Annotated in this window: 13 protein-coding genes and 1 pseudogene; 5 read left to right on the forward strand and 9 right to left on the reverse strand. The window is 70.6% G+C overall.

The annotated features are described in order from the left end of the window. Positions 1 to 699: a uracil-DNA glycosylase gene (locus ACPCJR_RS19480; RefSeq protein ID WP_391514171.1), complete on the forward strand. Its 699-nt coding sequence runs from the start codon at positions 1 to 3 to the stop codon at positions 697 to 699. 162 nt (positions 700 to 861) lie between these two features. Here the strand turns inward: ACPCJR_RS19480 and ACPCJR_RS19485 are convergent, their stop codons facing one another. After that, a complete protein-coding gene (locus ACPCJR_RS19485; RefSeq protein WP_391514169.1) occupies positions 862 to 1,065 on the reverse strand; it encodes a hypothetical protein in 204 nt (67 codons plus the stop codon). Between the two features lie 149 nt (positions 1,066 to 1,214). After that, the gene (locus ACPCJR_RS19490) at positions 1,215 to 2,138 is read right to left on the reverse strand and encodes a peptidylprolyl isomerase (protein WP_391514167.1); all 924 of its coding nucleotides are present in this window, start codon (positions 2,136 to 2,138) and stop codon (positions 1,215 to 1,217) included. Positions 2,139 to 2,488: 350 nt separating this feature from the next. Here ACPCJR_RS19490 and secA point away from each other — a divergent pair, with 350 nt between their 5' ends. Together secA and ACPCJR_RS19500 are read left to right on the forward strand one after the other, a co-directional pair. Continuing rightward, entirely contained in the window at positions 2,489 to 5,395 is a 2,907-nt protein-coding gene (gene secA, locus ACPCJR_RS19495) for a preprotein translocase subunit SecA (protein ID WP_391514165.1), read from the forward strand. A gap of 7 nt (positions 5,396 to 5,402) precedes the next feature. After that, positions 5,403 to 5,813, forward strand: a complete 411-nt coding sequence (locus tag ACPCJR_RS19500; RefSeq protein WP_391514163.1) for a GNAT family N-acetyltransferase — start codon at positions 5,403 to 5,405, stop codon at positions 5,811 to 5,813. Positions 5,814 to 5,820: 7 nt separating this feature from the next. Here ACPCJR_RS19500 and ampC read toward each other — a convergent pair whose 3' ends face one another. After that, positions 5,821 to 6,978: a class C beta-lactamase gene (gene ampC, locus ACPCJR_RS19505; protein ID WP_391514161.1), complete on the reverse strand. Its 1,158-nt coding sequence runs from the start codon at positions 6,976 to 6,978 to the stop codon at positions 5,821 to 5,823. A gap of 64 nt (positions 6,979 to 7,042) precedes the next feature. Here ampC and ACPCJR_RS19510 point away from each other — a divergent pair, with 64 nt between their 5' ends. Both ACPCJR_RS19510 and ACPCJR_RS19515 read left to right on the forward strand, forming a co-directional pair. Then, positions 7,043 to 7,867 (forward strand): 4'-phosphopantetheinyl transferase family protein, encoded by an 825-nt coding sequence (locus ACPCJR_RS19510; RefSeq protein ID WP_391514160.1) that lies wholly within the window; start codon positions 7,043 to 7,045, stop codon positions 7,865 to 7,867. Between the two features lie 59 nt (positions 7,868 to 7,926). After that, positions 7,927 to 8,377 (forward strand): annotated as a pseudogene (locus ACPCJR_RS19515) (NUDIX hydrolase). A gap of 4 nt (positions 8,378 to 8,381) precedes the next feature. Here ACPCJR_RS19515 and ACPCJR_RS19520 read toward each other — a convergent pair. The 6 genes from ACPCJR_RS19520 to ACPCJR_RS19545 all read right to left on the reverse strand — a co-directional run bounded on the left by ACPCJR_RS19520 (position 8,382) and on the right by ACPCJR_RS19545 (position 13,066). Next, complete coding sequence (locus ACPCJR_RS19520) at positions 8,382 to 9,635, reverse strand: alpha/beta hydrolase family esterase (protein WP_391514159.1); 1,254 nt, start codon at positions 9,633 to 9,635, stop codon at positions 8,382 to 8,384. An 80-nt stretch (positions 9,636 to 9,715) separates the two neighbouring features. Continuing rightward, a complete protein-coding gene (locus ACPCJR_RS19525) occupies positions 9,716 to 10,177 on the reverse strand; it encodes a CopG family transcriptional regulator (RefSeq protein ID WP_391514354.1) in 462 nt (153 codons plus the stop codon). Between the two features lie 216 nt (positions 10,178 to 10,393). Then, positions 10,394 to 11,104: a DNA polymerase III subunit epsilon gene (dnaQ, locus tag ACPCJR_RS19530; protein WP_391514157.1), complete on the reverse strand. Its 711-nt coding sequence runs from the start codon at positions 11,102 to 11,104 to the stop codon at positions 10,394 to 10,396. Positions 11,105 to 11,374: 270 nt separating this feature from the next. Beyond that, positions 11,375 to 11,602 (reverse strand): type II toxin-antitoxin system HicB family antitoxin, encoded by a 228-nt coding sequence (locus ACPCJR_RS19535; protein WP_391514155.1) that lies wholly within the window; start codon positions 11,600 to 11,602, stop codon positions 11,375 to 11,377. Positions 11,603 to 11,612: 10 nt separating this feature from the next. Then, positions 11,613 to 12,233 (reverse strand): dephospho-CoA kinase, encoded by a 621-nt coding sequence (gene coaE, locus ACPCJR_RS19540; RefSeq protein WP_391514153.1) that lies wholly within the window; start codon positions 12,231 to 12,233, stop codon positions 11,613 to 11,615. Further along, positions 12,230 to 13,066 carry a shikimate dehydrogenase gene (locus ACPCJR_RS19545; protein ID WP_391514151.1) on the reverse strand — a complete coding sequence of 279 codons (837 nt, stop codon included), beginning with the start codon at positions 13,064 to 13,066 and terminating at the stop codon, positions 12,230 to 12,232. The genes coaE and ACPCJR_RS19545 overlap by 4 nt, the downstream gene beginning before the upstream one ends. Positions 13,067 to 13,100: the final 34 nt, after the last annotated feature.

A 13,100-nucleotide genomic window follows, 5' to 3' on the forward strand; every position in this document is an offset into this window, starting at 1 on the left:
ATGACCGGACCCGTCGAAACCGCGCTCGCGACCTTCCGCGCCGGCGGCTCGCCCTGGCTCGATCTGCCCTTCTTCCGCGAGGGTGCGGCCGACACGGTCGCACGGACGGTGGATGCCCGCGTCGCGGCCGGAGCCAAGGTTCTGCCGGACCCCTCCGCGATCTTTCGCGCGCTGACGCTCACGCCCCTGCCGGCGGTGAAGGCGGTGATCCTCGGCCAGGACCCCTACCCGACCCCGGGCGACGCCAACGGTCTCGCCTTCTCCTACGTGGGCGGGCGGCGCCTGCCGGCCTCGCTCAAGGTGATCCTGGCCGAACTCGCGCCCGACGGGGTTAGGCCCGATCTCTCGACGGGCGACCTCACGCCCTGGGCCGAGCGCGGCGTGCTCCTCCTCAATTCGGCGCTCACGGTCGAGGCGGGCAAGGCCGGCGCGCATCTGCGCCTCGGCTGGTCGCAGCTCACCGACGAGGCGGTCTCCGCGGTCTCGGACCGCGCCGAGCCGGCGGTGTTCCTGCTCTGGGGCGCCCAGGCCCGCGCCCGCGAGGCGCTGATCGACGCCACGCGCCACGGCATCGTCGCGTCGGGCCATCCCTCGCCGCTCAACCGGGCCCGGGACTTTCCCGGATCGCAACCTTTCGCACGTGCGAACGAGTGGCTCGAAGCGCACGGGCGGGCGCCGATCGACTGGCGGCTGTCGTAGGGGCGGTCCGGCGCATCCGGCCTGTCAGCGGCCCCGGCCCGTCCGACGCGGGCGGGTGCAGGACGGCAGATGCCCGAACGAAAAAGCCCTCGACCGTGCTGCGGTCGAGGGCGGTTCCGGACTTTCCGGCGATCCGACGAGGTGGCCTCGTCGGACCTGGTGTTAGGCGGCGCGCTCGGCCCGCGCGGCGAAGGCGTTCTCGTTGGCGATGGAGGCGATCGAGGCGGACGGACGGCTCGGAGCCTGAAGGCTGGTCAGCTCACCGGCGGAGGTGTGGACGCCGCCCTCGCTGCCGAAGCGCTCGGCCAGGAACGCGACGAGCGTAAAGTTGGCGATGGCGGCGGTGGCGACGAGAAGGGCGATCATCGGGGCGGCATCCGTTTGTGCAGTGCGATAGAGTCTATATCGCACTGCACTCACGCGTTTGGTATACCAGATACTGCCGCGCCGATATGCAACCGCTGCATGCCGTCGCGACGGCCGAACGCACGCGGCGATCGGTCGTCGGTGCGGGCTTACGGTTTCTTGGTCTCGCCCGCGGCCGGGGCGCTGCTGCCGGCGCGCTCGACCTTGGCCGCCTCGCGCAGCTTGACGATGGTGTCCTGCTGCGCCTTGCGGGTCAGGTACTGGTCGATCTGCTCCTTCATCTCGTCGAAGGTCGGCACGGGCTTCGTCCGCTTCTCCTCGACGCGCAGGACGTGCCAGCCGAACTGGGTCTTGACCGGATCGGAGACCTGACCCGGCGTCATCTTGAAGGCGGCGTCGGCGAAGGGCTTGACCATCCGCTCCTGGGTGAACCAGCCGAGATCCCCGCCCTCGGTCTTGGAGCCCGGATCCTTCGAGACCTCGCCCGCGATCTTGGCGAAGTCCTCGCCGCCCTTGATGCGGGCGGCGATCTTCTTGGCCTCGTCCTCGCTCTCCACGAGGATGTGGCGCGCCCGCACCTCCTCCTCGGGCTTCATCGACTTCACGGTCTGGTCGTAGAGCGCCTTGCCGGCCTCGGGGGTGACCGCCTTCTTGGCCTCGCGCTCCAAGTAGTCGTCGAGCAGGAGCTTGTCGCGGAAGTAGGCGAGCTTGCGCTTGAACTCGGGCGTGTCACCGACCTTGGCGGCCTCGGCCGCCTGCGCGCCGACCTTGAGGTCGATCATGTAGTCCACGAGCAGGTTCTGCTTGGCCGCCTCGTCCACGCCGGGCAGCGACAGGGCCGGATCCTCGGCGGCGAGCGCGAGGTCGGCCGCGGTCACCGGCTGGCCGTTGATCCGGGCCACCACGGTCTCGGGGGGAACCGCCGCCGAGACGGGAGCGGGGGCGCTCGGGCTCTTCTGGCCGGCGGGCGCCTGCGCGAGGGCGGCACCCGGCAGGGTCCCCAAGGCGGTGCCCGAGGCGGCGAGGATCAGCGCGAGGGCGCTCGCGCGCCGGAGGGAGAACAGGATCGGCATGGAAGCGTCGTTCCTTGGGCAGCGTCCCCGCCGGACCGGTCTTGAGGGGTCCGGATTCGTCCGCACGGGGCCCGTCGGGATCGCGGCGGGTGCCGCGACGAAAGCGCGACACAGGTGGCCCGCCGCCCCGGCAAAGGCAAGCGTGGCCGGAATCAACGGAGAGTCATCGTGCCCGCGATCCGCGCCGGGCGGTGCCTGCCGATTCCCGGTCGAGAGGGTCCGCGCGCGTTCGTGAGCCGGCACCGGCACTACCGGATGCGCCTGCGGATATTTACCTCTATAAGCCCGCCCAACGCAGGCCGGCGGCGTTCGAATGCCGCCCGCGACGACCTCACGACCGCAGGTTCACGATGCTCGGTGCCCTCGCCAAGAAGATTTTCGGCTCGTCCAACGACCGTCGCGTGAAGGGCTTTCGCCCCCGCGTCGCCGCGATCAACGCGCTGGAGCCCGAAATCGCCGCGCTCTCCGACGAGCAGCTGCGCGCCCGCACGCAAGCGTTCCGCGATCAGCTCGCCGCCGGCACCCGCCTCGACGACCTGCTGGTTCCCGCCTTCGCCACCGTGCGCGAGGCGGCCAAGCGCGTTCTGGGCCAGCGGCACTTCGACGTGCAGCTGATCGGCGGCATGGTGCTGCACGAATCCGGCATCGCGGAGATGAAGACGGGCGAGGGCAAGACCCTGGTGGCGACGCTGCCGGTCTACCTCAACGCCCTGGAGGGCAAGGGCGTCCACGTCGTCACGGTCAACGACTACCTCGCCTCCCGCGACGCGGAGTGGATGGGCCGGGTCTACCGCTTCCTCGGGCTCACCGTCGGCACCATCGTGCACGGACTCGACGACGGGCAGCGCAAGGACGCCTATGCCTGCGACATCACCTACGGCACCAACAACGAGTTCGGCTTCGATTACCTGCGCGACAACATGAAGTACGAGCTCTCGCAGATGGCGCAGCGGGGGCACCACTACGCCATCGTCGACGAGGTCGACTCGATCCTCATCGACGAGGCGCGCACGCCGCTCATCATTTCCGGCCCCGTGGACGACCGCTCGGAACTCTACGTCGCCGTGGACGGCGTGATGCCGCTGCTCGCGCGGGAGCATTACGACCTCGACGAGAAGCAGCGCACCGTCTCGCTGACCGAATCCGGCAACGAGTTCATTGAGGAGGCCCTGCGCGACGCCGGCATCCTCAAGGAGGGCGACCTCTACGACGCCCACAACGTCACCATCGTCCACCACGTGAACCAGGCGCTGCGCGCCCACACCCTGTTCACGCTGGACAAGGACTACATCGTCAAGAACGACGAGGTCGTCATCATCGACGAGTTCACCGGCCGCATGATGCAGGGCCGACGCTACTCGGAAGGCCTGCACCAGGCGCTGGAGGCCAAGGAGCGGGTGACGATCCAGCCCGAGAACCAGACGCTCGCCTCGATCACCTTCCAGAACTACTTCCGCCTCTACAAGAAGCTCGCCGGCATGACCGGCACCGCCTCGACGGAAGCGGACGAGTTCGCCGAGATCTACAAGCTCGACGTGGTCGACATCCCGACCAACAAGGAGGTCGAGCGCGTCGACGAGGACGACGAGGTCTACCGCACCGTCGAGGAGAAGTACGAGGCGATCATCAAGGAGATCGACAAGGCGCATGCCCGCCACCAGCCGATCCTGGTCGGCACCGGCTCGATCGAGAAGTCCGAGCTGATCGGCGAACTGCTCAAAAAAGCCGGCTACACCCTGCTCGACTACTCGGACCCGAACGCGCTCACCGACGTCTACAAGGCCGCCCGCGAGAACCGGGTGACCAAGCGCTTCGCGGTGCTCAACGCCCGCTTCCACGAGCAGGAAGCCTACATCGTGGCCGAGGCCGGCGTGCCCGGCGCCATCACCATCGCCACCAACATGGCCGGCCGCGGCACCGACATCAAACTCGGCGGCAACCTCGAGATGCGCATCGAGAAGGAACTCGGGCAGATGCCCGAGGGCCCGGAGCGCGACGCCGCCATCGAGGCGCTGAAGGCCGAGATCGCCGAGAACCGCGCCAAGGTGCTGGCCTCGGGCGAGCCCGCCGACCCGGAGGCGGGCCGGAAGAAGGATCTGCCGGGCGGCCTCTACATCATCGGCACCGAGCGCCACGAGTCGCGGCGCATCGACAACCAGCTGCGCGGCCGCTCCGGCCGCCAGGGCGATCCCGGCCGCTCGAAATTCTACCTGTCCCTCAAGGACGACCTGATGCGGATCTTCGGGTCCGACCGCATGGACGGGATGCTGCAGCGGCTCGGCCTGGAGCAGGGCGAGGCGATCATCCATCCCTGGATCAACAAGGCGATCGAGAAGGCGCAGCAGAAGGTCGAAGCGCGCAACTTCGACATGCGCAAGAACGTGCTCAAGTACGACAACGTCATGAACGACCAGCGCAAGGTCGTGTTCGAGCAGCGCCGCGACCTGATGGGCCAGGACAGCGTGCGCGAGACCGTGGACGAGATGCGCCACGGGGTGATCGACGACTTCGTCGCCGTGCACATCCCCGAGAACGCCTATGCCGAGCAGTGGGACGCGGACGGGCTGAAGCACCGCGCCCTCGACGTGCTCAACCTCGACCTTCCGATCGAGGAATGGGTCAAGGAAGAGGGCATCGCCGACGAGGAAATCCGCGAGCGCCTGCGCAAGGCCTCCGACGAATCCTACGCCGCCCGCGTCGAGCGCAACGGCGCGGAGGTGATGACCTATGTCGAGAAGCAGGTGGTGCTGCAGGTGCTCGATCACCTCTGGCGCGAGCACCTCGTCACCCTCGACCACCTGCGGCAGGTGATCGGCTGGCGCGGCTTCGCCCAGCGCGACCCGCTCAACGAGTACAAGTCCGAGGCCTTCGAGCTGTTCAACGGCCTCGTCGCGGCCCTGCGCGAGCAGGTCACCGCCCAGCTCGCCCATGTCGAGATCATGCAGCAGCAGCCGGACGACTTCGCCGGCAACGGTTTCGAGCAGGCGGGCTTCGGCGAACCCCAGCTTCCGCCGATGTTCCCCGAGCATCGAAACCCGGCCACCGGCGAGAACGAGTTCGCCACCGCCGGCAGCGACGGCGGAGCGGGCGGCGCCTACGGCTTTGCCGCGCGCGAACTCTCGGCGGACGCGGCCGTGCTGGAGCGCAAGCCCGACGACGCCTCGACCTGGGGCCGGGTCGGCCGCAACGAGCCCTGCCCCTGCGGTTCGGGCAAGAAGTACAAGCACTGCCACGGCCGCTTCGCCGCCGAGGCGTGACTCTGCCGTGGAGGGCACGGTCGTCTACGCGCTCGAACCGGATCTCGACGCGGAATCCTTTCAGGATCTCCTCGTCGCCTCCGGCCTCGCGCCGCGGCGGCCGGCCGCGTTCCTCGAACGGCTCGGACGGATGCTGGCGGGCTCCGACCTGATCGTCACCGCCCGGCGCGACGGACGCCTCGTCGGCGTCGCGCGCACGCTCACCGACTTCGCCTTCTGCGCCTACCTCTGCGATCTCGCGGTGGCCCGCGACTGCCAGGGCCGGGGCATCGGCCGCCGCCTCATCGCCGAGACGCGGGCGGCGGCGGGCCCCGAGGCGAGCCTGCTGCTCACCGCGGCGCCCGGCATCGAGGGCTATTACGAGGCGATCGGCATGCCGCGCGTGCCCCACGCCTTCCGGCACGACCGGGAGCGCTGACGCGGGTTCAGGGCGCCTCGGCGGCCAGCGCCTCCAGCACCGCGTGCGCCGCCACGATGCGGGCGGGAATCGGAAAATTCCGGTTGGCCAGCATGACGAGGCCGATGCGCTTCTCCGGCACGAAGACGACGTAGGCACCGAACCCGTTGGTGGAGCCGGTCTTGTTGAACAGTCGCGCGCCGCTCGGCGGCGCTTCGAGTCGCGCGGCGGGTTGCGCCTCGAACGTCATCGGCGCGGCGTTGCCGGCGAGAAGGCGCTCCAGCGGCACCGGATAGGGATATTGCTCCCAGCCCAGTCCCTGCACCATCGGTCCGACCCGGAGGAGGCCGCGATGGGTATCCTCGACCGCCCGCCGCAGCGCCGGATCGAGCCGGGACGGATCGAGGTTCGCCTCGACGAAGCGGAGCATGTCGGCGGCGCCGGCTTTGACGCCGTAGGCCTCAGCATCCAGCATGCCCGGATTGACCCGGATCGGCCGGTCGTCCTTTCCGTAGCCCCAGGCGTAACGGCCCATCTCGGCCGCGGGCACGCGGACGAAGCTGCGGTTCAGGCCCAGCCCCGGAAACAGTTGCGTCTCGACGAGATTCGCAAAGTCGCCGCTCATCGCCGCGGCGGTGGCCGCCCCGAGCAGGCCGATGCTGGGATTGGAGTAGAGCCGCCGCGTGCCGGGAGGTGCGGAGGGCCGCCACTGCCGGAAGTAAGCGAGCATCGTCGCTGCGTCGGTCACGTCCTCGGGAAATTGCAGCGGCAACCCGCCCGCCGTGTAAGTGCAAAGATCGATCAGCCGCGCCGCGGCGATGGGGCTGCCCCGCAGTTGCGGCAGGAAGCGCCCGGCGGAATCCTCCAGCGACAGGCGGCCGAGCGCCTGCGCGTAGGCCGCGAGCGTCGCGGTGAAGGTCTTGCTGACCGAGCCGATCTCGAACAGCGTGTCCCGCGTCACCGGGCGCCCCTCCTCCCGGGCGGCGAGCCCGAACGGGAAGAAGGCGGATTGCCCGCCCCAGGTGACGGCCACCGCGATCCCAGGCACGTCGTGCGCCTTCAGGAGCGGGCGGTAGGCCCGCTCCACGGCCGCCGCGATCCGTTCCGCCGGAGCGTCGGCCGCCCGAACCCTCGCCGGCAGGAGGGACAGGGCGAGGAGGAGAGCGAGCATCCCGAGGCGACGCATTGCGGAAATGATCCGTTTCCTTCTTGCTGGGCGGGCTTGCTGGGACGGGGAAGTCGGACGCGCGATGACGGGTGAGGATAGCGCGCAACGCGCCGGGATGCCGAGCGCGCCCCTCGTGCGCACCCTGCAACTCGGTCTCACATCCCCGCGAACCGGAGCGATGCGCGCGAGCCTCGCGCTCGCCGCCGCGCCGCTGGACTGGCTCGACGCCCATCGCGGCGGCTTCCTCCACCCGCAGGAGGAGGCGCTGCTCACCGACCGTCTGCATGCCCGCCGCCGCCACGGCCTTCTGATCGGGCGCTACGCGGCCAAGTGCGCCCTGGCCACGCTCGACCCGGATCTCGACCCGCGGGCGCTGGCGATCCGGCCCGGCGTGCTGGAGCAGCCGGTTCTCTCGGGCGAGGGCGTCGGCACGCTCGGGCTCAGCCTGTCCCATGCCGGGCCGGTCGCCGTGGCGGTGGTCTATCCCGAGGCGTGTCCGATGGGGATCGATCTGGAGCGGATCCGGGCGAGCCAAGTGCCGCTGCTGACGAGTCAGACCAATGCCGCCGAGCGCCAGCGCCTCGCCGCCCGGCTCGTCGTGCCGAAGGCCGAGCGGCTGACGCGGCTCTGGTGCCTGAAGGAGGCGCTCTCCAAGACCCTGCGCTGCGGCCTGACCGTGCCGCTCGAACTCCTGGCCGTCGGCGGGGTCGAGCGGGAGGGGCCGGGCCTGTCCGTCACCTTCGCGAATTTCGCGCAGTACCGGGGCCTCAGCTTCGCGGCGGGCGACCTTGCCGCCGCGCTCGTGCTGCCGCGCCCGCCGGCCGTGGATCTCGTCGTCGAGACCGCGGCGTGGGAGGCATGGCGGACCGCCCTGGGCGATGCCGCGGCGGCGTTCGCGGAAGCGTAGCGCGCGTTGCCCGCCGGCCGTATTCAGGAATCGGAAGCCGCGAACGGAGGCGAGAAGCGATGACGACGTGGCGCCCGCCCCAGACGATCCGCACCAAGGTGATCGGGCTCGTTTGGCGCCGGGATCGCCTGCTGGCGGTGGAGGTTCTGGACGATCGCGGCCGGATCAAGGGCGTGCGCCCGCCGGGCGGCAGCATCGCCTTCGGCGAAACCCGGGAGCAGGCCCTGGACCGGGAGTTCCGGGAGGAACTGGGCTGCGGCGTGACGATCACCGGAGCCTGGACGGCGTTCGAGAACATCTACCGCCACGAGGGCGCGCTCGGCCACGAGATCGTGTTTGCCGCCGAGATCCGCCTGCACGACGCGACCCTCTACGAGCGCGACGCGATTCCCTTCAAGGAGGATGACGGCACGCCCTGCACGGCGCGCTGGGTCCGGCCGGACGCCACCCGAGGGGGCCGCCCTGTTTCCCGACGGCCTCGCGGCCGCGCTTGGGCAGCGCGGCCGCTGAAGGTTCAGCCCCGCCGGCCGGGCAGGCTGTGGCTGAGGAAGAAATCGAGCATCGCCCGCGAGGCGTTCGGGCCGCCCGGATCGGTGTAGCTGCCCTCCGGGCTGCCCCCGGCCCAGGCGTGGCCGGCGCCGCGCACCGACCAAGCCTCGACCTGCACCCGGCCCGCCTCGTCGGCGTAGCGGGTGCGGGTGTAGGTGTGGCCGGTGCTGCTGCCGTCCTCCCGGCTCGGCGTCAGGTCGGCGATGCCGGCCTGGGCGAGCACCGCCTCGGCGTTGCGGGGACTGACGGTGCCGTCGCCCTCGCCGTGGAAGACGATGGTCGGCATGCGGATGCCCTGCACGACGGAGCCGGCGCCGAAGCCTGCGGCCCCGCCGGGCGCCTCACCGCCGGGCGCGCCGACCCGCATCGCCGAGAGCGCCGAGGGCAGATCCCGCGCGCAGCCCGCGGCAAGGCCCGAATGGACGCCGACCGCCGCGAACAGGTCCGGATAGGCCCGGGCGATGTTGGCCGCCGCCGCACCACCCGCCGAGAGGCCGGCGATGTAGACGCGGCTCGTGTCGATCGGGTGCTCGGTCGAGACCGCGCGGACGATCCCCGCGATGATGCCGGCCTCGCCCATCTCCCGGCCCTGGTCGCCCGGCTCGAACCAGTTCCAGCATTTCTGCGCGTTGGCCCGGCCCGACTGGCGCGGATAGACGACGTAGACGCCCTCCTCCTCGGCGAACGCGTTCATGCGCGTGCCCGCCGCGAAGTCGTCCGGCGACTGGCTGCAGCCGTGCAGCATCACGAGGAGCGGACGGCGCCCGCCCCGGGGGCTCGGGATGAACAGCTTGTAGTCGCGGGCGCCCGCGGCGTTGGAGAAGCTGCGCTCGACGAACTGGCCGTCCTCGGTTCCCGCCTCGCCGGGAATCGGCCCCTTCGGGCCGTCGCCGAGGAGACCCTTCAGCGAGGGCGCCAGGGTACGCAGGTTCTGCATCATGTGGTCGATGTTCTCGCGCAGCCGCTCGGGAATCAGGGTCGCGTCATGCGTCGCGCCCGCCCCGGCCTCGCGCGTCTCGGGCCGGCCGGCGGGCCCTTCGAGCCGCGGCAGCACCTGCGCCCCGGCCGCCGTCTCGGCCCGGAGCGGTCCTCCGGCGGTCATTCCCGGCGCGCCGAGGCTGCGCTGGATCAGGGCAGTCGCCTCGCTCAGCCGTCCAGCCCGGGTCAGGCGCGTCGCCTCGGCCATGTCGTCGAGGAGGGTGGTGGCGTAATCGGTCATGCAAGTCTCGCTTTCCGGGATCGGCGACGGGCGCGCGCGAGCGCAGCGGGTCACGAGGAATGAAGGGTTTCGAGGGGTGGTCAGCGCAGGCGGTCGGCCAGGGCCCGCTTCACGGCGGGGCTGGCCTGGAGGCTGCCGAGCACTTCGATCGAGGCGATCGCGACGCCGGCAAGGTCGGGCGGCACGTCGTCGGCGATCACGGCGAGGCCGAGGACGCGGATTTCGAGCCGCTCGCCCGCTGCCAGAGCGGCTTCCAACTCCGCCCGGCCGTAGCGGCGCAGCCCGACCTCAATGGGTTTGCGGGCGACCGATTGGCGGGTGATGTCGGCATGCCGTTCGATCTGGTTGCGCACCGCCGTGCGGATGAAGTCGCTGCGGTTGGCGTAGACGCCCTCCGACACGAGCAGATCGACATGCCCGAGATCGACGAAGCCGAGATTGACCGTGATCTTCTCGCTGTCGCCGAGCCGGGGCCCGATCCGGGTATCGAGCTTCACCGTGATCGGAGCGTCCCGGCGTCCTTCCTGCATCACATCCATCATTGCGCCCATCCCTGCGCCATCCATAGGGATGGTATGGGGAGGCTCATGCTGCACTGCAAGATGAAACTTTTTGCGTCGCAGCAAGAACGGGCGGAACGGAAGGGACGATCGTCGGACCACTCTTCGCCGCCGGCCTTTTCGCCGGCCGGCAGGCCCGGCGCCGAAGATCGCGCCGGAACAACGACTTGGGTCGTCAGCCTGCGAGCGGCCGTCGTCCTACGGCTCCATGTATTCCCGCCAGACGGCGTTTGTTCCGAGACTCTCGACAAAGCTGACATGCCGCACGCGCTCGTCCTCGCTGAGCCGGCTGCGCAGGGGCCGCGGCCCGGCCGGGCCCGAATCAGCGACATCCGCCCGCGCCACAGTCCCGGCCGGTTCGGCGATGCTGAGGCCCAGGCTGGTCTGCTTGCCGCCCAGGAGTTCGACGTAGACCTCCGCGAGGATCTGCGCGTCGAGGAGCGCGCCGTGCTTGACCCGGCGGGCGGTGTCCACGCCGTAGCGGTTGCACAGGGCGTCGAGGTTGTTGGCCGCGCCCGGATGCTTGCGGCGGGCCAGCAGCAGGGTGTCGACCACGTCCTCCAGCACGATCGGCTTCGGCGCGGCCGGTCCGAGCCGGGCGAACTCCATGTTGAGGAAGCCGACATCGAAGGGCGCGTTGTGGATCACGAGGCGCGCGTCGCCGCAGAAGGCGACGAAGGCGTCCACCACGTCGGCGAAGATCGGCTTGTCGGCGAGCATCGCATCCGAGATGCCGTGGACCGCGAAGGCGCCCTCGGAGACGGCGCGCTGCGGGTTGACGAGCTGGTGATAGACGTTCCCGGTCTGGACGTGGTTGATCAGCTCGACGCAGCCGATCTCGATCAGCCGGTCGCCGTTGCGGGCATCCGTGCCGGTGGTCTCGGTGTCGAGGACGATCTCGCGCAGCATTTTTTCAGGTTCCATGCCCGGCGGGAGGGAGGTGGGGCCATTCTTGCCGGAAAGGGTTACGGAGGCGGCACCATCACGCGAAGCAGTTTCGCGGCTTCAGGCGCCCTCGGGCGGACTCGCGGAGCGGGTCTGAGCCGGCAGGGCCCCTCAAACCGCATCGTCGCGGTGTCTGGATCGCTTCGCTCACGCTCGCGATGACGGGGAGGCGCGACCCACACCGTCATTGCGAGGCGGAGCCGATGCAATCCAGACACCGCGACCGATCCGGATTTATCCCGGCGCGTGCCGTGTCCCACGCGAGGGACTGGGAATTGTGTGGCCGAGTTCGAGCGCCGTCGCGACCCAGGCGTCGATCGCTTCGCCGACGTTCCGAAGCGCTTCCTCCGGTGTCTCTCCATCGGACATGCATCCGGGAAGATCGGGCACCGAGGCGGCAAATCCACCGCCGTCGTCGGCAGTCAGCGGTGTGATGACAACCGGGTAGGTGCGTTCGTCCACGCTACGTTCCTCATGCCTGCCGGTGTGCCAGCCACTCCACAATGCGCCCCACCTCGGCTTCCGCGTGCTCAAAGCCGCGGCTGGTATCGATCAAAAAATCCGCCCGCGCCCGCTTCTCGGCATCCGGCATCTGCTTGGCGCGGATCGCCTCGAAGGCGGCCTCGGTCATGCCGGGGCGGGCGAGCACCCGGGCGCGCTGCACCTCGGGCGGGGCCGTGACGACGAGGACGGCGTCGCAGCGCGCCTCGGCGCCGGTCTCGAACAGGAGCGGGATGTCGAGGACGGCCAGGGGCGCTTCGGCGTTCCGAGCGAGGAAAGCGCGGCTCTCGGCCCCGACCAGCGGGTGCACGATGGCCTCCAGCCGGGCGAGCTTTTCCCCGTTGCCGAGCACCGCCGCGCGCAGCGCCGGACGGTCGACCCCGCCCTCCGGCGTGAGCGTGCCCGGAAAGGCCGCGCCGATCGCCTGCGCCGCCGCGCCGCCGGGTCCGTAGAGCGCGTGGACCGCCGCGTCCGAATCGTGGACCGGAACGCCGCGAGCGGCGAACATCGCGGCGGTGGCCGACTTGCCCATGCCGATCGAGCCGGTGAGGCCGAGCACCACGGGGCGGCGAGGTCTTTCGGCGGCCGTCATTTCGCGACCAGATCCGCGATGATCCGATCACGCAGGGCCGGCGTGACCTCCGGGCGCAGGCCGAACCAAGCCGCGAAGCCCGGCACCGCCTGATGCAGCAGCATGCCGAGGCCATCGACCGCCGCGAGACCGCGTGCCCGCGCCGCGGCGAGCAGCGGCGTCTCCAGGGGAACGTAGACGATATCGGCCACCGCCGCGCGGTCCGGGAGGGCGCCGAGGTCGAGGACGAGCGGCGGTTGCCCGGCCATGCCGAGCGACGTGGTGTTGACGAGGAGCCCGGTCGCGCGAAGCGCTTCCGGCAGGGCCTCCCAGGCGATGGCCTCGACGTTGTCGGGGTCGAGTTCGGCGAGTGCGCGCGCCCGCTCGGGGCTGCGGTTGGCGATGCGGACCTTCAGACCCCGCTCGATCAGCCCGACGACGATGGCGCGCGCCGCCCCGCCCGCGCCGAGCACGAGCGCAACCCGGCCGGTGCGCTCCGGCCAGTTCTCGCCGAGGCTCCGGTCGAGATGGGCGATGAAGCCCGGCGCGTCGGTGTTGTCGCCCAGAACCCGGTCGCCCTCGACGATCAGCGTGTTCACCGCCCCGATCTTTTCCGCCCGCGGCGTGAGGGCATCGACGCGGCGGAAGGCCGCCTCCTTGTGCGGGATGGTGACGTTGCCGCCGGCAAAGCCCGAACGGGCAAGGCCGCGCAGGAAGGCCTCGAAGCCCTCGGGCGCCACGTCGAGGCGCTCGTACGTGCCGTCGATCCCGTGCTCGGCGAGCCAGTGGCCGTGGATCAGCGGCGAGCGGGAATGGGCGATCGGATGGCCGACGACGAAGGCCTTGATGGTCATGGGATCCTGCCGGCGGGTCGCGCCTGAAACTTGA

Source organism: Methylobacterium sp. NPDC097929, from assembly GCF_049543375.1.
Taxonomy (GTDB): domain Bacteria; phylum Pseudomonadota; class Alphaproteobacteria; order Rhizobiales; family Beijerinckiaceae; genus Methylobacterium.